Origin of the sequence: Archangium violaceum, assembly GCF_016887565.1 — a bacterium.
Taxonomy (GTDB): Bacteria; Myxococcota; Myxococcia; order Myxococcales; family Myxococcaceae; genus Archangium; species Archangium violaceum_B.
Genome location: NZ_CP069396.1, coordinates 5,722,661 through 5,746,545, shown reverse-complemented (window position 1 = coordinate 5,746,545; position 23,885 = coordinate 5,722,661). Strand labels below are relative to the sequence as shown.

Below are 23,885 nucleotides of genomic sequence, written 5' to 3'. Positions count from 1 at the left end.
TCAGCATGTCCATGTCCACGTCTCGGAATGAGCGGGCCGCGGGCTACGCCAGCATTCCGCGGGCGAGCAGCTCGGCGCGCAGTTGCTCGGGGCTCTCGAAGCGCACCGCCTGCATGCCCACCGCCCGCGCTCCGTCGACGTTCTTCTGGACGTCGTCGATGAACAGACAGCGCTCGGGCTCGAGGCCGTACTGATGGCAGAGGCGCCGGTAGATGGCTGGATCCGGCTTGAGCATCCGGCATTCCCCCGAGACGACACAGCCGTCGAAGCTCGCGAGGAACGGCCAGCGCGTCCTGGCATACGCGAACTTCTCCGCCGAGAAGTTGGTGATCGCGTAGACCGGACCCCGGGATTGAAGGGCCTTCAGGAGATCGACCGTGCCATCGAAGACACGGGGGATCATCTCCTCCCAGCGCGTGTCGTAGCAGCGGATGAGCTCGGCATGCTCCGGGAACCGCCCGGACAGCTCGGAGATGGCCTCGGCCCAGGTGCGGCCACCATCCTGCTGCTGGTTCCACTCCGACGTGCAGACGGTGGTGAGGAAGTGCTCCATCGCCGCCTCATCGGGGAAGAGCTTGCGATAGAGGTAGCGCGGGTTCCAGTCGAGGAGCACGCCGCCGATGTCGAACACGGGCACGAGCGGTTGGGAATTCATGGAGTCGGAAGCTCCGGGAAGTGGCCGCCGGACGGGAGTGCCCGGCGGCCACCGGTATACACCGCTCTCAGGCCCGGCCGGAGGCCTGACGGCCGCGCCGGGAGATGGCGTCGATGGAGGCGGCCACGAGCAGCACCGCGCCCGTCACCATGAACTTCACCGACGAGGACAGCGCCAGCAGATCCATCCCGTTGGAGATGGAGCCGATGACCAGCGCCCCGAGGATCGCCGACCAGGCCGAGCCCCGCCCACCGAAGAGGCTGGTGCCGCCGATCACCGCCGCGGCGATGGCGTTGAGCAGGATGTCACCGCTGCCCGACGACTGGTTCACCGCCAGCAGTCGCGAGGAGGCGAGGATGCCTCCGGCGGCCGCCAGCGTGGAGCCCAGCGTGAAGACGGCGACCCGGATGCGCTCGACCCGGATGCCGGAGCGCCGCGACGCCTCCATGTTGCCACCCACGGCGAAGACGTGACGGCCGAAGCGCGTGCACACCAGCACCGTCTCGAGCAGCAGGACGACGCCCACGAGGATCAGCGTCCCGAGCGGCAGGCCGCGATCCTGCGTGAAGATGGCGGTGGCCGCCACCAGGGCACCCGAGGTGAGGGCCACCCGGGTGGCGGTGGCGCGGACGCGCGGCAGCGGCAGCCCCGCCGCCGACCGCCTCGCCCGCTCGAGGGCGACGGTCGCCAGGTCCACGATGACGATGAGGATCACCAGGGGCCAGGCAACGGACGACTCGAAGAACGTGCCGGTCATCCCGGTGATGAACCGGTCGTTCAGGTTCACCGTGCCCGTACCGCCCAGCACGTAGAGCAGCGCGCCCTGCCATCCGAGGAACCCGGCCAGGGTGACCACGAAGGACGGGACCCGGAACCGGGTGATCCAGATGCCCTGGAACAGCCCGATCGCCGCGCCCGTGCCCAGACCGGCCAGCAGCGAGGGGATGGCCCCCCACTGCAGCTTGACGTTGAGGATGGCCATCACGGCGGCGGCCAGACCGCTCACCGCACCCGCCGACAGGTCGATCTCCCCGAGCAGCAGCACCAGCACGATGCCCGCGGAGATCATCCCCATGGCGGCGATCTGCAGCATGAGGTTGGTGAGGTTGACCGCGGACAGGAAGCGCTCATTGGCCAGGTAGAAGGTCACCCAGATGGCCACCAGCCCGATGAGGACGGGCAGGCTTCCCAACTCTCCCTGCGAGACGCGGCGGCGGAAGCCCTTCCAGGCCCCCATCAGCCCCGGCTCATCCTGGATCAGACGAGGATCGATCGCTGGCATGGCATTCGGAGCCGCGCTCATGGCTGCACCCCTACGGACTGGGCCCTTTCGCCCGACGGAATGGCACCGGTGATGGCGGAGACGACCTCCACCTCCTTGGCCGCCTTGACATCGAACGTCGCTACCCGCCGGCCCAGCCGCATCACGATGATGCGGTCGGCCACGGAGAACACGTCCGCCAGGTTGTGGCTGATGACCACGACCCCCAGGCCCTGCTCACGCAGCCGCCGGATGAGATCGAGCACCTGCCGTGTCTGCGCGACACCGAGCGCCGCCGTGGGCTCGTCCAGCAGCACCATCTTCGGCGAGCCCATCATCGCGCGAGCCACGGCGATGGACTGCCGCTGGCCACCGGACAGCGAGGCCACCTGCGTGCGCGCGCTCGGAATGCTCACCGAGAGCCGTTGAAGCAGCTCGGCGGACTGGCGCTCCATGGTCGTCTCATCGAGCCAGCCCAGCAGCCCGCCCATGCCCTTGGCGGCCAGCTCCCGCCCGAGGAACAGGTTGCCGACCACGTCCAGGTTATCGCAGAGGGCGAGGTCCTGGTACACGGTCGCGATCCCCAGCGAGGTGGACTTCTGCGGCATGCCCAGGGTCACCGGCTTGCCCTCGAAGAGGATCTCTCCCTCGTCGATGGGGATGATCCCCGAGATGACCTTGATGAGGGTCGACTTCCCTGCTCCGTTGTCTCCAACGAGGGCCACCACCTCACCCGGGTGGACTTCGAAGTCCACCTTGGTGAGCGCTTGGACGGCCCCGAAGCGCTTGGAGATGCCCCGGAGCGACAACAACGCGGTCTTGGACATCAGGAGCCTCGAGATTCTCAGGGGGCCTGGATCTGCGCCACGGCGCAGGCATCCTTGTAAGCCCCGACGCAGAGCTGCTCGGGGGTCCAGAACCCATCGGCGACGATGGTGCTCTTGACGTTCTCCTTCGTCACGGCCACCGGCTTGAGCAGGATGGACGGCACGTCCTTCTGGCCGTTGTTCACCTTGCCGTTGACCAGGCCCGGGGCCGGCGTGCCGCCGCGCACCAGGGTGACGGCCAGCTCGGCGGCGGTCTCCGCCTCCGGCTTGATGGCCTTGTAGACGGTCATGAACTGCTCACCCGCGAGGACGCGCTGGATGGCGGCCAGCTCGGCGTCCTGCCCGGTGACGGGCGGGAGCGGCGACACACCGGCCGCCTTCATCGCGGCGATGGCACCACCGGCCGTGCCGTCATTGGCCGCGTACACGCCGACGATCTTGTCCTTGCCGAGCGAGGTGATGGCCTGCTCCATCTGCTGCTGGGCCTTGTCCGGGCTCCAGTCCGGGGTGTCGTACTCGGCACCCACCTGCAGGCCGCTGCCGTCGATCACCGAGTGCGCGCCCGCCTTGAAGAGCTTGGCGTTGTTGTCGGTGGGCGAGCCGTTGATCATGACGATGGTGCCGGTGCCCTTGCCGTCCGCCTTGAGCTTGTCGACCAGCGCCTGGCCCTGGAGCTTGCCCACCTTCTCGTTGTCGAACGAGATGTAGTAGTCCACGTCCGCGTTGACGATCAGGCGGTCGTAGCTGATGACCGGAATCTTGGACTGACGGGCGCGCGTCACGATGGCGGACGCGGAGGCCGAGTCCACGGGATCCAGCACGAGCACCTTGGCGCCGTTGGTCAGCGCCGCCTCGGCCTGGTTCTGCTGCTTGGAGGCGTCCTGGTCCGCGTTGCTATAGATGATCTCACAGTCGGCACAGAGCTCCTTGACCTTGCGCTCGAAGTGCACGCGGTCATGGGACTCGTACCGGGCCGTCTTGGACTCGGGAAGCAGCAGGGCGATCTTCCCGCCCGCGGCAACTCCCGCCTTCGCGGCGGTCTCACCACCCGCGGCCGTCTCCTTCTTCTCACTCTTGCAGGCCGACGACAGGAGCATCAGGGCGGCCAGAGCTACGGGGGTACCTACACGTGTGAACGAAGAGCGCATCTAGAATCTGCCTCCCTGTGAAAGTTGGACGGGGTGCTGTACCTGGGAAGTCGCGAATCCTGCTTGGAGTGACGCCCTCGTGCAAGCGCCATGACCACTCGGTGAAAGCGCTACCAGAGCGCGTCCATCTGCCGCAGTGCGTCTAACGGATGAGGGTCACCGTGGACCTCGGCACGCCGCGGCGAGGGAATGAGCAATCCCCCTGGCGCCGTGCCGAGGAATTTCCGTGCAGATAGTGGTTTTCAGCGACACGCCAGCAGCGCCCTCCCCCTACAGGTCAGCAGCTGGTGACCAGCGCCCAGGGGCCCCACTCGGCGCCGGAGGGGATTTCGTTCTGTGTCCACCACTTCGCGCGCCACAGCTTGCCACCGTAGGTGGCCTGATCGTCCTTCACGTACACCGTGGAGGCGCTCCACGCGGCCACGCCGGAGCAGGAGCCGCCCCCCGTGCCGGTGACGGAGATGGAGACGGCGGCGGAGGAGGTGCTCGCGGCGCCGTTGTCCGTGGCCCGGGCCGTCAGCGAGTAGCTCCCGGCCGCCACGTTCGTCCAGGCGATGCTGTACGGGGCGGTGGTGTCCTCGCCAATCTTGGTGCCGCCCGCGAAGAACTCCACCTTGGCGATGGAGCCGTCCGCGTCCGAGGCGTTGGCGCTGACGGTGATGGTGCTCCCCGCGGTGAAGGACGTCCCGTTGGCGGGCGAGGTGAGGCTCACGGACGGAGGCTGGTTGGAGGTACCGCCACCGACCACCTGGTAGATGGCGAGCAGCAGCGAGGTCGCGTTCGTGGTGTCCTGGCTGAGCTCCCAGATCATCACGCCGCCGCCCTGCTGGAGCGCGAGCCGGGACTTCGCCTGGATGGTGGAGATGCCGTTGTAATAGACGTCGCCGACGTTGTCCTTGTAGGGCGCCTGCGAGTCCTGCGCGACGAGCTGGGCGTACGTATAGGCACCCGACGGGGAGCGGCCGTAGAACGGCACGCCCAGCACCGCCTTGGCCTTGGGCAGCCCGCGGCCGAGCCAGTAGTTCAGCGACTGGACGGCGAGGTCATACGTGGAGTGCGGGTAGCCACTGTCGTAGGCCATGATGTTGAGGAAATCCACGTCGCTGAAGGAGGACGCGGGGATGCCTTCGCCCCCGACGGCGAGGACCGCCGCGGTGAGCAGCTTGCCGCGGCCATGGAGCGCGACGCCCAGCTCCCGCATCAGCAACCCGAAGTTGTTGGCCGAGGCCCCGGCCTCCGGCCACTCCCAGTCGATGTCGGCGCCGTCCAGCCCGGCCTGCTCCACGAAGGCCACCACGTTGTTGACGAAGGTCGTGCGCGTGCTGGCGTTGGCGGCCAGCTGCTCGAAGGGCGAGTCGTTCCCGTCCATCCAGCCACCCACCGAGATGAGCACCTTGACGCCCCGGGAGTGCGCCGTCTGGACCAGGGAGCGCAGCCGGGCATCCCCGCTGCTCAACCCCGTGAGGCCACCCTGCGCCGTGGGAAGGACGAAGGCGTAGTTGATGTGGGTGAGCTTGTCGTACTGGATGGCGTTGATGTCGCCCGACCACGTGGGGACGTAGCCGATGACCTTGGTGGAGAGCGCTCGCTCTTCCAGCGTGGCCACCGGCTCATCGGCGGCGGCCGCGGCATCGGGTTGTCCGGAGCACGCCACGAGGGTGGCGAGGAACACGGCCGCAAGGGCCAGGGTCTTGAATTGCAATGCGGTGCGCACGCGAGGCTCCCTTCTGGTTCTCGTGTGCGCATAGAGAGAGCGCGCGGTCATTCAGGGTCAAACGAGCGCGCGAATTCGTCCCGGGCCCCTACAGCTGCTCGAGCCGGAACTGCTGGCAGTCGTTGTTGGACCAGGTCCACTGCTGGATGTTGGCCCCGTCGCCGCTGCCCGTGCAGTTGGCGACGTCGATCACCTTGCCACTGTGGCGCGCCTCGAACCGGTAGTAGCCATTGCCGAGCGACACGGGCTTGAACTGCTGGTTGGTGGCGTTGAAGGAGGTCCACTGGTGGATGTTGGCGCCATCCGCGGTGCTCGGGCCGGCGACGTCGAGCACCTTGCCGCTGTAGCGCGAGACGAACCGGTAGTAGCCGCTGTCCGTCGGCTCCATCGTCCACTGCTGGCTGGTGCCGGTGTGGCAGGCCCACTGGTGGATGTTGGCACCATCGGCGGTGCTCGGACCGGCGATGTCCACGCACCTGCCCGTGGCCTTGTTCACGATCCGGTAGGCGGTGGTGGTGGTGCCGCTGCCGCCCCACTTGAAGGAAGCCACCGACCGCGGCGGGAGCGTGTAGTCGAAGGACTGGCCGCTCCAACGCACCTTGAAGGTGATGGTGCTGGTGTCATTGGTGTTCAGCGCGACCAGCGCCAGCGAGCCATCCGGGTTCTTGAAGGCCACGGTCTGGATGCCGCCGTCGGACTGGAACGTCGAGGCGATGCGTACCGCGCCGGAGCGCACCACCTTCGCCAGCTGCGCCCAGACGTAATAGTCCTCGTTCTTGGTGTAGGTGCCGTTGCTGTTGTTCACGGTGATCATGCCGCGGCAGTCGACGCAGCCCCCCACGTAGGGGCCGTGGTTCGGATCCAACGCGATGTTCCAGTACAGCGAGCTCCGGGCCCAGTTGCGCAGCGGGCCGAAGACGATGTTCTGCAGCTCCCACTCCAGGTTGGCGGCCTGGTTCGTCGCCCAGCTTCCGCCGGTGCACTCGGTGAAGTGGATCTCCTTTTCCGGAAAGGCGTTGTGGAAGTCGGTCTGGACGCCGTAGCCGTCCTGGGGGCTCTCGTAGCAGTGGTAGGCCACACCCGCCACCGCCGAGCGCGCCTGGCTGTTGTTGTAGCTCATCACCTCGTGAGGGAAACCGGCGGGGCCGCTGCCGTCGTGCCAGTTGTGATCCCAGGCGATGATCTTCACCGAGCCGAACCCGGCGTTGTTCAGCGCGGGCCGGAGGTTCTGGGCCGCGAAGTTCGACTGGTCGCTCGACTCCATCTGCATCGTCGCATAGGTGCCGTTGGCGTTGTGCGGCTCGTTCTGCATGCTGATGGCGTGGATGGGCACGCCATAGCTGTTGTAGGCCTGGATGAAGCGCACGAAATAATTGGCATACAGGCCATAGAGGTCGTTGCGCAGGTACCCGCCTCCCGTGAAGGAGTTGTTGAACTTCATCCAGCCGGGAGCGCTCCACGGCACGGCCAGGACCTTGACCTCGGGGTTGAGCTGCCGCGCCTGCTGCAGGAGCGGGATGATGTACGCGGTGTCGTGGCCCACCGAGAAGTCATTCAGATCGCAGCAGGTGTCGTCGTAGGAGTAGTTGTTCCTCGCGAAGTCGGACGCGCCCATGGGCAGGCGGATCATGTTGTACCCGGCGCCCGCGCCCACGCTGAACAGCTCGTTCATGATGGTGTTGCGCTGGGGCGAGTTGTAGATGAGCCACGCGGACGAGTCGGTGAGCGCGCCACCGAAGCCATCGATGGTCTGATAGGTGGTCGCGGGGTTGACGTCGATCACCGTGGAGGTGCTGCTCTCCGGCCCGAAGTTCTTGGACGGCTCGGCGCTGAGCTTCTTGGCCAGCGAGCTGCCCGAGGTGGTCGTCACCCAGATCTGCACGGACTCCCCGGCGGCCAGCGCACTGGCCGGAGGAAGTGCGCACACGAGGAGCGATGCGGTCGCGAGCCCGCGCCATGCACCGCGACTGCTGATCAGATCCATCTTCATACGAGTCTCCTGAGACATTGAGAAAAGCCGGTTCGAGAACGAACCACGCCCGGACACCATGAGAGGTGACCGGGCGCGGGGTGTTGCGCGGAGGCGTGCTTCGCGGGGAGCTCAGCCCGCCGGGCAGAACGTCACCTCGAGCTGCTGCCCGCCGGTGCACGTGTAGAAGCCGGCCTGGTTGGCGGCCATCGGGTAGTCGTCATAGGCGAAACCGTACACGGCGCCGCACTGGTCGTGGACCCACTTGGCGTACTGGTTGTAGGGCTTCCCGGTGTTGTAGTACTGCGACACGGTGGTGCTGTCGGGCGCGTCCAACATTCCGCGGTTCAGCGCGGCGCACCACTTGGCGCTCATGTCGAAGAACGGCGGCGAGCAGGCGTAGACCTGCGCCGACTTCGCCGTGCCCGGGTTGCAGACTCCGGGGTACTTGCTGGCGCAGCGGGCGATCTCACCGTCCAGCCGCGTGCAGATGGACGCGCGGCGCGGATCGCTCGCGTACTCACCGTCGAGGCAGAAGGAGCGCGGGGCCAGGCAGATGGTGCCGCCACCCATGGTGTAGCGCAGACCGTCCGGACACTGGTTGGCGATGGCCGTCTGGATGGCGCTCGCGGACTTGTTGCACTGCACCTGGACACAGCTGGAGCCGGTGCCAACACCCTTGATCTGCATGGGCAGGCCCACGTGGTCCACGTACGTGAGGTTGTAGTGCAAGAGCTGCGAGCCGCCGCTGGGCTTCTCCAGCGTGAACTCGGCCTTCTCCAGCTCCCGGGGCGAGGTGGGCGACGGGAGGGTCCTGTAGGCGCTCACACGGCCGCTGGGGTAGTTCGCCGGAGTCGCGTAGGTGTAGCTCTGACCGGCGGCGAGGTTGCGGTAGATGGGGTTGCCCGCCGAGTCCTTCTCGAGCGGGATGCTGTACACGCCCGTCAACGTCACGTTGAGGTTGAACGGGCACTTGTTGGTCACCTTGACCGGGACGGTGCCCGTGGGAGGCGGGGGCTGGGTCCCCCCGGTGTCGTGCATCTCGAACCAGTCGAGCTTGAACAGCCAGTCACCGCCCGTCGCCACGCCCTTGAGGTACAGCGAGTGGGTGCCGCCGATCTCCGTGATGCTGACGGTGCGCGTGATGAAGGCGTTCCAGTCGGCGCCAGTGGCGGCGGTGAGATCCACCGTCCCGACCTTCGTGCCAGTGCCCACCGCGTCGGCCCAGATCTCCGCCCGGCCACCGCCATAGGGGGCCGCGATTCGGAACTGGATCTGGTCCACCCCGGCGAAGTTCACCGAGGGGTAGTGGATCTGCTCGTTGACCTGGAAGCCTCCGACGGACTGCCCCTCGCCGCCGCCCTCGTTGAACACCCCACCGGGCGTCGTGCCGCTCGAGGACCAGTTCTCCGCCTGGTACCGGCTGCCAACGATGACCGACTGCGTGGTGCTTTCCAGCGAACCGCCCTCTTCGAGCTCGCCCCGGCTGTCGCAAGCCACTCCCGCGGTGAGCATCAACCCCGCGGCGCCCACGCGCCACGCGGCCTTCCAACCCGTGTTCCCCATTCCCGTGATTGGCATGTCGTCCTCGGCTCCTTGCTTCGGCGGTGCCCCGAACCCGGGCACCGGACTACGTGGAGGTCATGAAACGGGGTTATGGAGGGCTAAACCCTTTTTTTCGGGTTTTCTCGCAGAATTTAATTTTCCAAGGAGTCGGGAGCTGTCCAGGAGTCGTCACCGCGGCGACGTCTCTTTCCCCCCACCCGTTCGGGATCCGACGTCTCACGCGCCCAAAGGGCTTGGCGCCGTAGTGCAGTAGCAGGCGATGTTTACGTTTCCCCTCCACTCAGGAGGACACCCCATGAAGCCGCTCCCCCCGAACCGTCCGGCGCTCTGGAAGACGCACCGCAGTGCTTGTTTCCTGGAGGTGTCTCGAGCCGAGCTCGAGCGACGCCTCGGGGCTCCACACGTGCGCAACGCGGATGGGGACGGTTTGGGCCCCAAGGACCGCTGGAGCTTCCGCTGTGACTGCGGCCTGGAGCTGATCGTCGAGCACGCGCGCCAGTCGTCCACCGCCCTGGTGTGGATGGAGCACCTGGAGGTCGAGCACGCGCTGGCGCACCTGGGGATCTCCACTGACAAGGTGACCTGGCGCGCGGATGTGGAGGAGCCACTGCCGCTGGCGGGCTGGACCGTGGTGCGCCAGGGCGACGAGGACGACCGCTTCGACATCTGCGTTCTGTCCGTCCAGGCCCACGCGGAGTGCTTCGCGGCGCTGAGGGAGGCGAGCGAACCGGAGGAGGTCTACTTCGTCGAGCCGCGGGGCCTGCTGCCCCGGGAGGAGCGGTCGCCCCGGAGCCCGAGGCGCTGGGCCACCCGCCAGTGGGAGTCCGGGGGCGCCGCCGCGCAGCTGTGAGGGCCGTGTCCGGACCAGCGAGACTCGAAGGATGCCCAGGGGGAATCGCAGCGGGTGATGGGGCTTCTCTCCAAAGTTTCACACAGCCCCCGGGCTCGTCTTGCTACACCGCTCCCCCATCACCAAGAGAGCGGATATGCCCAAGCGCGCATCCTCCAGCCGGAACAACCCCAGCAAACCCATGGAGCGGGATGTCATCCCGCCCGGGACGGACGTGCCGGACAGCGACCTGTTCTTCAACCGGGAGCTGTCCTGGCTCGCCTTCAACAACCGGGTGCTCCAGCTCGGCGAGGATGCGTCGGTGCCGCTGATGGAGCGCGTGAAGTTCTGCGCCATCTACGCCCGCAACCTCGATGAGTTCTTCATGATCCGCGTGGCGCGCCTGCACGAGCAGGTGCGCGGCCGCGTGGCCCGGCTGGTGCCGGACGGAGCCACCCCGGGCAACACCCTGGACAAGCTGCACGAGTGCATCCTCGAGCAGGGCCGGCGCCACAGCGACTGCTTCGAGCGCCAGCTCCGCCCCGCCCTGGCCGACAAGGGCCTGCGCATCCTCTCCATGAAGGAGCTCGACACGGAGGCGCGCGCGCTGGTGGATCAGCGCTTCCGCGAGCAGATCTTCCCCGTGCTCACCCCACTGGCCATCGGCCTGGGAAGGCACTTCCCCTACATCTCCAACCTCTCCCTCAGCCTGGCGGTGCTGCTGCGGGATCCGGTGACGGAGATGGAGAACGTGGCGCGGGTGAAGGTGCCCAAGGAGCTGCTGCCGCGCTTCGTCCCGCTCAAGGGGGGCACCTCCTTCATCCCGCTCGAGGACATCATCGCCCACCACCTGGGCGCCCTGTTCCCCGGGATGGAGGTGCTCGACCATGGGCTGTTCCGCGTCACCCGGGACGCGGACTTCACCGTCTCCGAGGACGCGGAGGATCTGCTGGTGGCCGTGCAGACCGAGCTGCGCCAGCGCCGCTTCGGGGACGTCATCCGCCTGGAGGTGCAGGCGGGGATGAACCCCAAGATGCTCGAGCCCCTGGTGGAAGCGCTCGGGCTGGAGCCGCGGCAGATCTACGAGGAGCAGGGCCTGTTGGATCTCGCGGACCTCATGGCCGTGGTGTCCACGCCGGGCTTCGCCGAGCTGAGGGATCCACCCTGGACGCCCGTCACCCAGCCCCGCCTGAAGGCCGAGGGGGATGGCGGAGAGGTCGGCACGGTGATGTCGGCCATGCGCCGGGGCGACCTGCTCGTCCACCACCCCTATGAGTCCTTCACCACGTCGGTGGAGCGCTTCGTCGCGGAGGCGGTGGAGGACCCGGACGTGCTCGCCATCAAGCAGACCGTCTACCGCACGTCGGACAAGTCCCCACTGGTGCCCGCGCTCATCCGCGCCACCGAGCGCGGCAAGCAGGCCGTGTGCATGGTGGAGCTCAAGGCCCGCTTCGACGAGCGCACCAACATCCACTGGGCGCTCGCGCTGGAGGAGGCGGGGGTGCACGTCGTCTATGGCATCCCCGGGCTCAAGACGCACGCCAAGGCCATCCTCATCGTCCGCCGCGAGGGCGAGCGGGTGCGCCACTACGTCCACGTGGGCACCGGCAACTACAACCCGAAGACGGCCCGGCTCTACACGGACCTCGGCCTCTTCACCACGGACCCGGACATCGGCGCGGACGTGGCGGACCTCTTCAACTTCCTCACCGGCTTCGCCCGCCCCAAGTCCTTCCGCAAGCTGCTGGTGGCCCCCATCAACATGCGCGAGGGCCTGCTGGAGGAGATCCGCCGCACGCTCGCCGCCCACTCGGCCGAGCGCCCCGCGCGCATCCAGATGAAGATGAACGCGCTGGTGGACCCGGCGATGATCCGCGCCCTCTACGACGCCTCGCGCGCCGGGGTGAAGGTGGACCTCAACGTGCGCGGCATCTGCTGCCTGCGCCCCAACGTCCCCGGCGTCTCGGAGAACATCCGCGTCGTCTCCACGCTCGGCCGCTTCCTCGAGCACTCGCGCATCTACCTCTTCGAGCGCGCGGGCGAGACGCGCTGCTACATCGGCTCGGCGGACATCATGCCGCGCAACCTGGACCACCGCGTGGAAGCCCTCGCCCCGGTGGAGGAGCCCCAGCTACTCGCCCAGGTCAGGGAGCTGCTCGACCGCTGCCTCGCGGACAACACCCACGCCTGGGTGCTCGACGCGGGCGGCACGTGGAAGCGGCGCGTCCCCGAAGGTGAGAGACGCTGGGCCCAGGGTGAGATGATGGAGCGTGCTGTGCGCATGGCCCAGGCCACCAGCGGCCGTCCCCTGCCCTGATTCTTTCGTCTTCCCGGGTAAATCCTCTCTTCATTGCTCCTGCAAACATCCACGTGGACGGCGCTCTCCGAGAGTCGATTGTATTGAGCCCCCCACAGATCGGATGATGAGGACACCCGTCAACCCGCGTGGCCCATGGCAAACGATCAGGATTCCCAACTCCCCTCGACCTCGGATGAGAACGCGGTCGCCGCGCAGGCCCCCGCTCCCCGGAAGCTGGAGCAACCCGCGACCTGGCCCGGCAACGTGCCCTCGCAGGCCCAGGCCCTGGAGGTGCTGCGCGGCAGGCTGTCGTTGGCGGTGTCGCTGCCCGGGGCGCGCAAGCTCCTGGAGAAGCTCACCCAGCCCGAGCGCGAGGCCCTGCTGGTGGATGGGCAGGCCGATGCGTTGCGCGAGGCGCTCGTGGCGCGCTGGCGCCTGGCCGCGGCGAGGGATCTGCTGCTGACGGCCGGGGGCAAGGTGGACGCCGAGGCGCTCAACGCGCTGCTGGCCGAGGTGGACCACTCCCTGGAGACGCTCCGGGCGGCGAACCCCGCCACGCCGGAGCTGGGGCTCGCCATCGATCGCACCTGGGAGACGCTCACCCAGGAAGCCGTCGACTTCTCCAGCGACGTGAAGGCGGCGTCGAACCAGCCGGCGGCCCCCGCCCCCGCGCCCGTGGCGCACCACAGACCCGCCGCCACCGGCAAGATGTCGTTCGACACGGAGAATCCGGAGCAGGCCGGACGCAGGAAGAAGGTGCAGCTCCTCCAGATCGCCGCCCTGGTCGTGGTGGCGCTCGCGGTGGGCGCGTACCACCTCTCCAGCACGCCCAGCAGCAAGCCGTCCAACCACGCCGGCGCGCCGAACAACACCCTCATCACCACCGATGCCAAGACCGGCACCCAGGTGGTGCGCTCGACGCTCGTGGGCCCGGCCTCTCCGGAGCTGCGGGCGTGGCTCGATCAGCAGAAGGCCAAGGGCCTGGAGGTGAAGGAGCTGGATCCGGGGACCTGGCTCATCGGCCCCGCGCAGAAAGCTCCGGTCACCGCTGGCAACGGCAGCCCCTAGCCCACCCGCTCCTCCTCACCGCTTCCTCTACCCTTCAAGGGGGTATGTCATGGCTCACCTGACGCTCCACCGACGCAAGCACCGGGGTTTCACCCTGATCGAGCTGATGATCGTCGTCGCCATCATCGGCCTGCTGGCCTCCGTGGCCATTCCACAGATGCAGAGCTTCCAGCTGCGCACGAAGCGGGCCGAGCGGGACGCGATGATCACCTCGCTCATGCGCACGGTGTCCGAGTACTGGTCGGTCCACAACGCCCTGCCGGGTGGAGCGACGAGCCTGGCGCAGAACCCCGCGGGCACGGACTACGGCGTCAAGAAGCCCTTCGACAAGACTCTGCCCGGGTGGTCGGTGCTGGGCTGGCAGCCGGACGGACTGCTCTACTACACCTACGACGTCACCAAGCCGGCGGACGACGTGCTGGAGGTGACCGCCAAGAGCGACCTGGATCATGACCGGGTGCTGAACGTGCGGACCGTCCGGTACAAGCTGCGCGACGGCATGTGGCAGTGGGACTCGGAAGTCGTGAACGACGACCAGACGTTCTGAACCGCCCGGCCGCTCCTCCCGGGGCCCGGCTGACGGGCCCCGCGCCCGGTCGAAATCGTGTGAACCCGGACGCTGAATGAGATAGGAGCGCACACCATGGGCGCGCAGTGGAAACACAAGGGCCGCACCGAGCATGCGGCCGCGAAGGGCCGGCTCTTCACCAAGCTGGTCAAGGAACTCATCGTGGCCGCCAAGGCGGGCGGGGCCGATCCGGCCACCAACCCGCGGCTGCGCATGGCCGTCGAGCAGGCGAAGAAGGCGTCGATGCCGCGCGACACGCTCGATCGCGCCATCAAGAAGGGCGCCGGGCTGCTGGATGAGCCGGTGAACTACGAGGTCGTCACCTACGAGGGCTTCGCCCCGCACCAGGTGCCGGTCATCGTCGAGTGCCTCACCGAGAACAAGAACCGCACCGCCACCAACATCCGGGTGCTCTTCCGCAAGGGGCAGATCGCCACCAGCGGCGCGGTGTCGTGGGACTTCAACCGCCTGGGCGTCATCGAGGCCACGCCTCCCGAGGGTGGTGCCGATGCCGAGGCCGCCGCCATCGAGGCGGGCGCGCAGGATCTGGAGGCCGCCGAGGAGGGCGCCACCCGCTTCCTCACCGCCGCGACGGACCTGGACACGGTGAGCCGGGCCCTGACGGGCATGGGCTGGACGGTGGGCTCGCAGAACCTCGCGTGGATCGCCAAGAACCCGGTGCACCTCGAGGGCGAGGCGCGGAGCGAGGTCGAGTCGTTCCTCGAGGCGATGGACGAGGACGACGACGTCCAGAACATCTACGTCGGCCTGAAGTGAGGCCCGTGGCCAGAGGAGGTTGATGGTGGAGCTGCACGCTCGGGCCCGGGCCCTGCTGTGTCGGGAGTCCCCTCTTCCTCCGCTGCCGATGACCCCCCGAGGGGAGCTCGCGCCGCTGGCGCCCCCCTCCCCCGGCCAGCGATTCCTCCCCTTCCTGCCTTCCCACCAGGAGCAGGCGGTGTCCCTGGCGGCCCGGTTCATGGAGCTGGCCAACGCACGGCCCGGAGAGGCGGGACTGGCGGCGGTGCTCGACGAGGCCGAGCAGCGGGCGAGTCACGGAGACGCCGAATGGGTGAAGTACGCGCTGCGCGTCTTCATCGCCCACCACCCCGAGGGCCGCGCGCTGTCCGTGCCTCCCCTGGTGGAGCGCGCTCCGCACCTGGTGGTCCCCTCGCAACGCCCGGAGCTGCCCCGGAAGGGAAACCCTGGAACCCCGGGCGCGGAGGTCTGGCTCGACTACTTCCGCGAGGACACCGGGCTCAACGACCACATCGACACGTGGCACGCGCACTACCCGGCGGCTGGATACCCGGACCCCGCGCGGCCCCAGCGGCGCCTCCTCCAGGACCGGCGCGGAGAGCAGTTCTGGTACACGCACCAGCAGCTGCTGGCCCGTTACGACACGGAGCGGCTGGCGTTCGGCATGCCCCGCGTCGTGCCCCTGAGCGACTACGCCTCGCCCATCAACGAGGGCTATGACCCCCAGCTCCCGGGCTTCGCGCCCCGGCCCGCCGGCCTGAGCCCGAGGGGGCTTCCCGGCTACGACATCACGGACCACGCCACGCGCCGCGACCGGCTCTTCACCGCGGCCTCCTCGGGGCTGCTGTGGCACGGGGACTCGCCCATCCTCCTCGACAGCCTCGAGCAGCTCGCCGACACGGCCGAGTCCAACAGGGGCTCCGTGGATGGCGAGGCCTGGGCGGATCCGCTCGGCCCCTACGGCTCGCACCACCACCTGGGGCACGTGCTGCTCGCGTGTCTGACGGGCCCCCGGGACAGGACGGGCCTTCCCGGTGTCATGGCCTCCCCGGCCACCGCGGCGAGGGATCCGCTCTTCTACCGCTGGCACCGCCACGTGAACGACATCTTCGATGCCTGGCAGAGCGCCCACCTGCCGCCGCACGAGCCGTCCGACACGCCCCAGGTGCGGATGCGCAAGTGGCTCGGCGACGGAACGGCTCCGGCGCACCAGAGCCCGGACATCCTCCTGTGCATGCACCGGGACATCCCCGGGGCCGCGTCACCGGACTTCGACGGGCAGCGCTGGGGCGAGGCCCTGTTCGGCGGCGACAACTGGGACAGCCCTCCTCCGGCCTTCTCCGTGACGACGCACACGCTGCGCACCCACATGGCACAGCACCCGGTGCGGCTCCCGGACGGACGGGAGATCCTCAAGCCGCACCTCGACCACGACCCCTTCCACTATTTCTTCCGGGTGGAGAACCCGCTGCCTCGCGAGCAGAAGGTGACGGTGCGCATCTACCTCGCGGCGGACGCGTTCGCCGAGGATCGCCGGATGTGGATGGAGCTGGACACGTTCGTCCACACGCTGGGGCCCTCGCGGCGGGAGGTCATCCACCGGCCCACGCGGCTGTCCTCGGTGGTGCACGAGCGCGGCTGGCCCGCCCACCTGCTGCTGCCACGCGGCCGGCACGAGGGCCTGCTCGTGCGGCTGATGGTGATGCTCACCGACGGGGAGCTGGACCTCGAGCTGGGCTACCCGTTCAACCGGCCCTTCCCTCCGGGACAGCGCATCGCGGACCTCACCGCGCGGCCCCAGGTCGCGACGCGCAACCTGTGGCTCCACCACGTCTCGTCCTGAAGGGGCTCCGGCTCAGAAGCCCTTGCGCCGGACCTGAAGGATCATCGCCTCGACCCGCTCGAACAGCTTCTCGCGCTCCTGGGAGAAGAGCTCGCGGGCCCGGGGCTTCTGCTCCTCGCGCAGCAGCTTCTCCGCCTCGAGATAGGCCCGCGTGTCGTTGTCCTGCATCTCGCGCAACGTGGACTGCATCTGCTCCAGCCGCTGGCTCCTCGCGCGCCGTTGCTGGTCCTCGGCCTCGCCGGGCGCGGTCGAGCTTCCACCCTTTCCGCCATAGATGTCATGCGTGCCGCCGCCCTTGTAGCCCCCATGCCAGGCCTTCTCGGCCGCCTTGTGCTGGGCGCGTAGCTCCTCGAGCCGCTGCTGGAGCAGCACGTTCTTCTCGTGCAGGGTGAGATCCATCTCCCCGAACCGCTTCACCTGGTCGTCGTCGAGGGCCAGCTCGCTCCGGTGGTCGAGCAGCACCGACAACGAGGACTTGAGCTCCATGTTCACCGGCGCGTCGCCGCGCTGGGCGGCGGTGGACCGGGCACAGGCGACGAGCGAGAGGGACAGCCACAGCGGCAACAGCATTCGAATCATGCGTCCATGGTGCCACCAACTCTGGTCGGGTGCAGAATGCGCGCCCATGTCGACCGACTCGGACGCTCGCCTGGGCTCCAACATCTGGAAGCTCCAGGCCATCCGGCTGCTGTTCTACATGCAGTTCTTCTCCGCGGTCCTCGTGCCGTTCTTCACGGACTGGGGCGGCATCTCCCTGGCGCAGGTGCTGTACCTCAACGCCTGGTTCTTCCTCTGCAACTTCCTCTTCGAGGTCCCCACGGGCACGGTGGCGGACTACCTCGGCCGCAAGGTGTCGCTCGCGCTGGGCAGCCTGGTGGGCATCGGCGCCGCGCTGCTCTACGTGTCCCGGCCCGCCTTCCCCGTGTTCATGGCCGCCGAGGCCGTCTTCGCCATCGCCTACACGCTCCACTCCGGCGCGGACGAGGCGCTCGCCTATGACAGTCTCAAGGCCACCGGGCACACGGAGCGGGCGGCGCACGTCCTCGGCCGCATGGAGGCCTTCAAGCTCGGCGGCATCATCACCGCGACACTCATCGGAGGCTTCATCGCGAGCGCCTACGGCCTGAGCGCTCCCATGCGGGCCTATGTCCTCCCCGCCGCCCTCGCCTTCCTGCTCGCGCTCACCCTGCGCGAGCCGCCCACGTCCGTCCAGCAGCAGCCGACCCGGACGGGCTACGTGCGGATCCTCACCCAGGGAGGACGGTACTTCCTCGGTCACAAGGTCGTCCGGCTGCTCGCCATCGAGCTCGCCCTGACCAACGCGCTGGCCTGGGGGCTCATCTGGCTGTTCCAGCCGCTGCTCGAGCGCAGTGGGGTGCCCCTCCGCTTCTTCGGCGTGGTGCATGCCCTCTCCTGCATCGGGCAGATCGCCTTCCTCGGCAACGTGGCGCGAATCGAGCGGTGGATCGGCTCGATGCGGCGGCTGCTGCTCGGGGCCACCGTCCTCGCCGGGGTAAGCTTCCTGGTGCTCGGGGCCACGCGGTGGACCCCGCTCGTCATCGCGGGGATCATCCTGGGCTTCACCTTCAGCCTGCCGCGCATCCCCCTCTTCAGCGCCTACATCAATCACCACATCCCGTCCGACCAGCGGGCCACGGTGCTCTCCTTCGTCTCGATGGTGCGGACCCTGGCGATCGTGGTGATCAACCCCCTCATCGGCCTGCTCGCCGAGTGGTCGCTGTCGTGGACCATGGCCATCCTCGGCATGGGGTTGATCGCGTTCGCGGCGGGCTCCCGCATCGAGGAGCGCCACCTGGCCGCCGCGCCAGAATCCTCCGATGACGCGGCCGGGCAATAACGGAAACGCTCCAGGAACCGCGCGCCCCATGCTTAGGTGGACGGGTCTCGCTGGGAGCTGTCATGCAAGCAATGGAGCGATCACGGCTGCTGCGCCGCGTCGAGGTACTCGTCTTCTTCACGGTGTTCCTCGACCTGGTGGGATTCGGCATCGTCATCCCGATGCTGCCCCTCTACGTCCAGTCGATGGGCGGCTCGGCGCGCACGGTGGGCGTGCTCCTCGGGTGCTTCTCCTTCACGCAACTGCTCGCCACGCCCCTGCTCGGCAAATACTCGGACCGGTACGGCCGCCGGCCCGTCATCCTGCTCAGCCTCGTGGCCAACGCGCTCGCGATGGGATTGTTCGCCCTCGCCAGTCATCAGCACCTGCTGCCGCTCCTGTTCCTCTCGCGCATCCTCGCTGGCGCCACCTCGGGCAACCTCGCGGCGTGTCAGGCCGCCCTCGCGGACCTCTCCACCCCCGAGACCCGCGCGCGGGCCATGGGCCGGCTCGGAGCCGGAATCGGATTGGGGCTCGTCCTGGGCCCCCTGTTCGGCGGACTGCTCGCGGAATGGGGCGCGTGGTTCCCCCCACTGGCGGCCGGAGTGCTCGCGCTGCTGGGCGCGCTCGGCGTCCTGTTCTTCATGCCCGAGACGCACCGGGCCGAGGCCCACTCCACCCCGAAGTCGGCGTCGCGCTTCACCGCGCTCCGGGAGACGCCCCGGCCACGCGCGCTGACACTCGTGCTGCTGCTCTACTTCCTCGTCTTCCTCACCATGACGACATACCAGGTGGCCCTCGCCCTGCTCGTGCAGACGCGCCTCGGCTGGAGCTCGAAGGAGGTGGGTTACGTCTTCGCGCTGATGGGCGGGCTGGGGTTCATCATCCAGGGCGTGCTCATCGGTCCACTGTCGAGAGCGGTGGGCGAGGTACGCCTGCTGGTGCTCGGCACGCTGCTCCTGTGCGCCGGCATGCTGGGGGTGAGCCTCGCCAGTGCACCCCTTCCGCTGATCGGCGCCGTGGTGCTGGTCGGCATGGGGATGGGCTTCATCCAGCCCCTCCTCTCGAGCCTCGCCTCCCAGGCGGCGAACCCTTCCTACCTGGGCGTGACGCTGGGCCTGGCCCAGTCCTCGGGAGGGCTCGCGCGAACCGTGGGACCGGTGGCCAGCGGCGCGCTCTATTCGTCCCTGGGCCCCAGCGTGCCCTTCGCCGCCGGGGCGATCGCCGCGTTCGTGGCGGCGCTGCTCGCCTCGCTGCTGAATCGGGAGGGCCTCGGAAGGGAACCCCACCCGAAGCCCGCGACGAAGTCCTAGACGGCCCGCTCAACGGAGATGCCCGCGGGCCCCTGGGCGAGTCTGGTTTCCGGCCTTGGTATTTTCAGGCCCCATCGCCTTACTCGACGAGCACCGCGCCGCCAACGTTGTCGTATACCCAGCCGCTCAGGCAACCCGCGTCATAGAGGTTCTTCGAGTTCACGCAGGTGGACGGAACCAGCGAGTAGCTGGGTCCAGCGCAGTGGGTATCTCCGGGATTGGCGTGCCAGCCCTGGATCTTCGCCTGCCGGCCACCGGCCAGCAGGATGGAGCGGGGACGGAAGCCCAACACATGGTCGGACCCCAAGCCCAGTACCGGGCCGCACCAGCTGTCCATCGCATACTTGCCCAGGGAACGAATCGCCACCGCCTTGCCACTGAAATTGTCCCCGGAGTAGACGGTGGCGATGACGCCGGAGTCCGTCCGCGGAGTCGGCACCTTCTCGACGATCACGGCACCACCGACATTGTCGTACACCCAACCGCTCAGACACCCCGCGTCATAGAGGTTCTTCGAGTTGGTGCAAGTGATCGGAACCTGCGAGTAGCTGGGTCCAGCGCAGTGGGTATCTCCGGGATTGGCGTGCCAGCCCTGGATCTTCACCTGATAGCCGTCAGCCAGTTGGATGGAGCGGGGACGGAAACCCAACACATGGTCAGACCCCAATCCCAGCGCCGGGCCGCACGCGCTGTCCATCGCATACGTGCCCTGGAAGCGAATCGCCACCGCGGTACCACTGAAGTTGTCCCCGGAGTAGACGGTGGCGATGACGCCGGAATCCATCCACTGCTTCACCCAGTCATTGACAACATCCGAGCGCACCACGGCACAGGAATACACCTCACGGGAGGTCCCATTGTACCAGCAGTAGGACGCGACGCTGACAGCCCTCCCCGAGCCATCGATGCAAGTACCACCGGAGTCGCCCTTCCACTGCACCTGGCCTGATTCGTTGCGGTCGAAGACGTACTCGGTCTCCGAAACGCTGCCAACGCGCAAGGTGGCCGTGCGCAACGTGCCAGAACCACTGTCGAAGGTATTCAGGCCATAGCCATAGCACTGCGCCGTCTCACCAACAGAGAGAGGCGTGGTACGCAGCGGCCTGACGTACGCGGTAGTCGAACCATTCATGAGCATCGGGCTCTGCAGGTGAGCAATGGTGACATCGCGGGTCGGGTGGTCGACCACATGATTCACACCGCTGAACTGCGATCCCATCCACACCGAGCTGCCCACCGTCACACCGCAATGTTTGGCGGTGAGGACCCACTGGTTGGTGATGAGCGTGCCGCTACAGGAGCCCGCGCTGCTGCTGACAAGGACAAAGCCACTGTTCTCGGCGGGGGTCGGCGTGCCGTTGATGATCTCCCGCGGCAACGCACGAACGTCCTCCTCCGGCTGGCCGTCCACGCCGGTGCAGGCTCCAAGCAAAACGCACAACGCCGACGACCAATTCACGAGCTTCAAATTCATATGCGCCCCTCTCCCAAGAATGATTGCAAATGCCTGAAAAACCCCTCCTGGTGCGAGAACTCGCCGCCAGGAAACGGGTAGTCTCCTGGTAATAGTACAGAACCGCCATCTAAGTAAAACTTGATTTTTGGACACCCTCGGGAGGACCTCGGAAAGGAGCCCCACCCGAATCCCACGGCGAGGTCATTCACGATCCGGGAGTGGCAGCCGGTATGCTGGGCCTGACTCCAACCAGAGCCCCGTTTCATCCAGGAGATTCCACATGAAAACCTTCTTCCAACTCATGACGACCGCGGCCGTGGCCCTGACGTTCCTGCTCACACCGCCGGCCATGGCTGATTCGGCCAAGGCACGAGGCACGGACGAGGCCGCCATCCGCAAGCTGGTGGCGGATCAGGCCGAGGCCTGGAACCGCTCGGACGCGACCGCGTGGAGCAAGGACTTCGCCCCGGATGCCGAGTTCATCAACATCGTCGGAACGGTCTTCAAGGGACGAACGGAGATCCAGACACGGCACGCCTTCGTCTTCGACACCCTCTTCAAGGGCAGCCGGACCGAGGTGACGGTGACGCGGGTGCACTTCCTCGGTGGCGACGTGGCGGTGACGGACATGGAGCACGTGGTGACCGGGTATGCCGGTTTGCCCCCCGGAGTACAGCCCACGGAGGCCGGCGTGCTGAAGACCCGCATGCGCTACGTGATGAAGAAGAACGGCAAGCGGTGGGAGATCGTCGCGGGCCAGAACACGGACGTGAAGCCCACGCCCGCTCCCGGTACCTCACGGCCCCAGTGAACTTCAGCCCTGTCCGCTGAAGATGGCGACCGCGCGCGTGAAGCCCGCCGAGCCATTCTTGATCTTGTAGGGGAAACACGCGACCGTGTAGCCGAAGGGCGGTAGCAGGTGGAGGTTGGTGAGCTTCTCCATCTGGCCGTAGCCGATGTCGCGGCCGGCCTTGTGGCCTTCCCAGATGATCGACGCGTCGCCGGTCTTCGCGAACCGCTCCCGCGTGTACTTGAAGGGCGCATCCCAGCTCCAGGCGTCCGTGCCCACCACACGGACGCCTCGCTCCAGCAGGTAGAGGGTTGCCTCGCGACCCATGCCGCAACCGGCGTCCAGATAGCCGGGCTTGCCGTAGAGCTCGGCCGCGGAGGTGTTCACGAGCACGATGTCGAAGGGCTGGAGCGAATGGCCGATGCGCTTCAGCTCCGCCTCGACCTCGGCGGCCGTGACGACATGGCCATTGGGCCTGTCGCGGAAGTCGAGCTTCACCCCCGGGCGGAAACACCAGTCGAGTGGCAGCGCTTCGATCCCATAGGCCGGCTTGCCGCCGTCCGTGGTCGAGGCGTAGTGCCAGGGCGCATCCATGTGCGTGCCATTGTGCGCGGTGAGCTTCATCCGCTCGCCCGCCCAACCCTCGCGCTCCGGCAGTTGGTTGGGGGTGAGGCCCGGGAACATCGCGGCCATCTCCAACGCCCCCTCCGCGTGATTCGAATACTCGAGGTGCGGCAGGAGCGAGGGCGGGTCCGTGTAGTCACTGTTCTCGAGCGTGACGGAGAGATCGACGAAGCGCAGCCCCTGGGTGTTCATGTCCTGGCCTTTCTTGCCCGTGGCTCGCTCCCGAGCCGTGTCTGGCCTGGAGGATCACGCACTTCCGGGGCGCGACGGAACGCGGTTCTCGCGATACCAGGCATCGGCGGCACCGATGGGTGGCATCGATACAACCGGCTTCTCGGACTCCTGGCGACGGTCTATGGATATCCGTCATGAAGCTGGGAACGCTCGAGAATGGAACCCGGGACGGGATGCTGGTCGTGGTTTCACGCGACCTGCGCCGGGCGGTGCGCGCTCGTCCCATCGTGTCCACGATGCAGGATGCCATCGAGAACTGGGCGGAGGTCGAACCCTCCCTGCGCGCGCTCTACGACGCGCTGAACGCCGGGACCGCGCCCGACGCGTTCGACTTCGACCCGGCCGCCGCGATGGCCCCCCTGCCCCGGGCCTATCAATGGTGCGACGGCTCCGCCTTCCTGAACCATGGCCGGCTCATGGAGAAGGCCTTCGGCATCGCCCCCGTCCCCGACTTCGAGACCGTCCCCTTGATGTACCAGGGGGCGTCGGACGACTTCCTCGGGCCCCGGGCCGATGTCCCGCTTCCGAGCGAGGCCCACGGCATCGACTTCGAGGGCGAGTTCGCCATCCTGGTGGACGATGTGCCCATGGGCTGCACGGCCGAACAGGCCTCGGGTCACATCAAGCTGTTGCTCCAGGTGAACGATGTCAGCCTCCGCGCCTTCGCTCCCGCCGAGATGAAGAGGGGTTTCGGCTTCCTCCAGGCCAAGCCCTCGTCCAGCTTCGCTCCCGTCGCCGTCACGCCCGATGAGCTCGGGGCCGCCTGGCGGGATGGACGCGTGCACCTGCCTCTGCACGTGCGTTGGAATGGCGAGTGGTTCGGGCACCCCCATGGCGGGGAGATGAACTTCAGCTTCCACCAGCTCATCGCTCATGCGGCGTTGACCCGCAGGCTTCGCGCCGGGACGGTGATTGGCTCGGGGACGGTCTCGAACGCCGATCCCAGCGCCGGCTCCGCCTGCATCGCGGAGCGCCGGGCGCTCGAGACGCTCGCGCACGGGAAGCCCCTCTCCGGTTTCATGCGCTTCGGTGACACCGTGCACATGGAGGCCCTCGACGCCGACGGCCACAGTGTCTTTGGCGCGATCGACCAGAAGGTGGTCTCCGCGCGGTCCTGAGCAGGAAGGT

At 67.8% G+C, this 23,885-nt stretch carries 19 protein-coding genes and 1 pseudogene; 10 read left to right on the top strand and 10 right to left on the bottom strand.

Translation table 11 applies throughout. The annotated features are described in order from the left end of the window. Window positions 1–43: 43 nt before the first annotated feature. The 7 genes from JRI60_RS23515 to JRI60_RS23485 all read right to left on the bottom strand — a co-directional run bounded on the left by JRI60_RS23515 (window position 44) and on the right by JRI60_RS23485 (window position 9,155). Window positions 44–655, bottom strand: a complete 612-nt coding sequence (locus tag JRI60_RS23515; RefSeq protein ID WP_204228133.1) for an HAD family hydrolase — start codon at window positions 653–655, stop codon at window positions 44–46. A 67-nt stretch (window positions 656–722) separates the two neighbouring features. Then, a complete protein-coding gene (locus tag JRI60_RS23510; RefSeq protein WP_239470685.1) occupies window positions 723–1,958 on the bottom strand; it encodes a sugar ABC transporter permease in 1,236 nt (411 codons plus the stop codon). Next, window positions 1,955–2,743 (bottom strand): ATP-binding cassette domain-containing protein, encoded by a 789-nt coding sequence (locus JRI60_RS23505; protein ID WP_204228132.1) that lies wholly within the window; start codon window positions 2,741–2,743, stop codon window positions 1,955–1,957. Before JRI60_RS23505 ends, JRI60_RS23510 begins: the two co-directional genes overlap by 4 nt. 17 nt (window positions 2,744–2,760) lie before the next feature. Beyond that, window positions 2,761–3,891, bottom strand: a complete 1,131-nt coding sequence (locus JRI60_RS23500; RefSeq protein WP_204228131.1) for an ABC transporter substrate-binding protein — start codon at window positions 3,889–3,891, stop codon at window positions 2,761–2,763. Between the two features lie 277 nt (window positions 3,892–4,168). Then, entirely contained in the window at window positions 4,169–5,605 is a 1,437-nt protein-coding gene (locus JRI60_RS23495; protein ID WP_239470684.1) for a glycosyl hydrolase family 18 protein, read from the bottom strand. Between the two features lie 88 nt (window positions 5,606–5,693). Beyond that, window positions 5,694–7,589 carry an RICIN domain-containing protein gene (locus JRI60_RS23490; protein WP_204229066.1) on the bottom strand — a complete coding sequence of 632 codons (1,896 nt, stop codon included), beginning with the start codon at window positions 7,587–7,589 and terminating at the stop codon, window positions 5,694–5,696. Between the two features lie 117 nt (window positions 7,590–7,706). Continuing rightward, a complete protein-coding gene (locus JRI60_RS23485) occupies window positions 7,707–9,155 on the bottom strand; it encodes a beta-1,3-glucanase family protein (protein WP_239470682.1) in 1,449 nt (482 codons plus the stop codon). Window positions 9,156–9,435: 280 nt separating this feature from the next. Here JRI60_RS23485 and JRI60_RS23480 point away from each other — a divergent pair, with 280 nt between their 5' ends. The 6 genes and pseudogenes from JRI60_RS23480 to JRI60_RS23455 all read left to right on the top strand — a co-directional run bounded on the left by JRI60_RS23480 (window position 9,436) and on the right by JRI60_RS23455 (window position 16,503). Continuing rightward, entirely contained in the window at window positions 9,436–9,990 is a 555-nt protein-coding gene (locus tag JRI60_RS23480; RefSeq protein WP_204228129.1) for a hypothetical protein, read from the top strand. 136 nt (window positions 9,991–10,126) lie between these two features. Continuing rightward, the gene (gene ppk1, locus JRI60_RS23475) at window positions 10,127–12,286 is read left to right on the top strand and encodes a polyphosphate kinase 1 (RefSeq protein WP_204228128.1); all 2,160 of its coding nucleotides are present in this window, start codon (window positions 10,127–10,129) and stop codon (window positions 12,284–12,286) included. Window positions 12,287–12,421: 135 nt separating this feature from the next. Continuing rightward, the gene (locus tag JRI60_RS23470; RefSeq protein ID WP_204228127.1) at window positions 12,422–13,336 is read left to right on the top strand and encodes a hypothetical protein; all 915 of its coding nucleotides are present in this window, start codon (window positions 12,422–12,424) and stop codon (window positions 13,334–13,336) included. Window positions 13,337–13,385: 49 nt separating this feature from the next. Further along, window positions 13,386–13,524, top strand: a pseudogene (locus JRI60_RS54960) (type IV pilin protein); the annotation flags it as partial. 455 nt (window positions 13,525–13,979) lie between these two features. Then, window positions 13,980–14,681, top strand: a complete 702-nt coding sequence (locus JRI60_RS23460) for a YebC/PmpR family DNA-binding transcriptional regulator (protein WP_204228125.1) — start codon at window positions 13,980–13,982, stop codon at window positions 14,679–14,681. A gap of 25 nt (window positions 14,682–14,706) precedes the next feature. After that, a complete protein-coding gene (locus JRI60_RS23455; protein ID WP_204228124.1) occupies window positions 14,707–16,503 on the top strand; it encodes a tyrosinase family protein in 1,797 nt (598 codons plus the stop codon). A gap of 12 nt (window positions 16,504–16,515) precedes the next feature. Here JRI60_RS23455 and JRI60_RS23450 read toward each other — a convergent pair whose 3' ends face one another. Further along, entirely contained in the window at window positions 16,516–17,082 is a 567-nt protein-coding gene (locus JRI60_RS23450) for a hypothetical protein (protein WP_204228123.1), read from the bottom strand. 46 nt (window positions 17,083–17,128) lie between these two features. Here JRI60_RS23450 and JRI60_RS23445 point away from each other — a divergent pair, with 46 nt between their 5' ends. Both JRI60_RS23445 and JRI60_RS23440 read left to right on the top strand, forming a co-directional pair. Further along, window positions 17,129–18,361 (top strand): MFS transporter, encoded by a 1,233-nt coding sequence (locus tag JRI60_RS23445; protein ID WP_204228122.1) that lies wholly within the window; start codon window positions 17,129–17,131, stop codon window positions 18,359–18,361. 62 nt (window positions 18,362–18,423) lie between these two features. After that, the gene (locus JRI60_RS23440; protein ID WP_239470681.1) at window positions 18,424–19,653 is read left to right on the top strand and encodes an MFS transporter; all 1,230 of its coding nucleotides are present in this window, start codon (window positions 18,424–18,426) and stop codon (window positions 19,651–19,653) included. A 79-nt stretch (window positions 19,654–19,732) separates the two neighbouring features. On the opposite strand, the gene JRI60_RS23435 is transcribed toward JRI60_RS23440, so the two are convergent. Then, a complete protein-coding gene (locus JRI60_RS23435) occupies window positions 19,733–21,127 on the bottom strand; it encodes a trypsin-like serine protease (RefSeq protein WP_204228121.1) in 1,395 nt (464 codons plus the stop codon). Window positions 21,128–21,389: 262 nt separating this feature from the next. Between JRI60_RS23435 and JRI60_RS23430 the strand changes: the two genes are divergently transcribed. Then, entirely contained in the window at window positions 21,390–21,920 is a 531-nt protein-coding gene (locus JRI60_RS23430) for an SgcJ/EcaC family oxidoreductase (protein ID WP_430384393.1), read from the top strand. 3 nt (window positions 21,921–21,923) lie between these two features. Here the strand turns inward: JRI60_RS23430 and JRI60_RS23425 are convergent, their stop codons facing one another. Further along, on the bottom strand, window positions 21,924–22,715 hold the full coding sequence (locus tag JRI60_RS23425) for a cyclase family protein (RefSeq protein ID WP_204228120.1): 792 nt from the start codon (window positions 22,713–22,715) through the stop codon (window positions 21,924–21,926). 176 nt (window positions 22,716–22,891) lie between these two features. On the opposite strand from JRI60_RS23425, the gene JRI60_RS23420 reads away from it, so the two are divergent. Then, window positions 22,892–23,875, top strand: a complete 984-nt coding sequence (locus JRI60_RS23420; protein ID WP_204228119.1) for a fumarylacetoacetate hydrolase family protein — start codon at window positions 22,892–22,894, stop codon at window positions 23,873–23,875. Window positions 23,876–23,885: the final 10 nt, after the last annotated feature.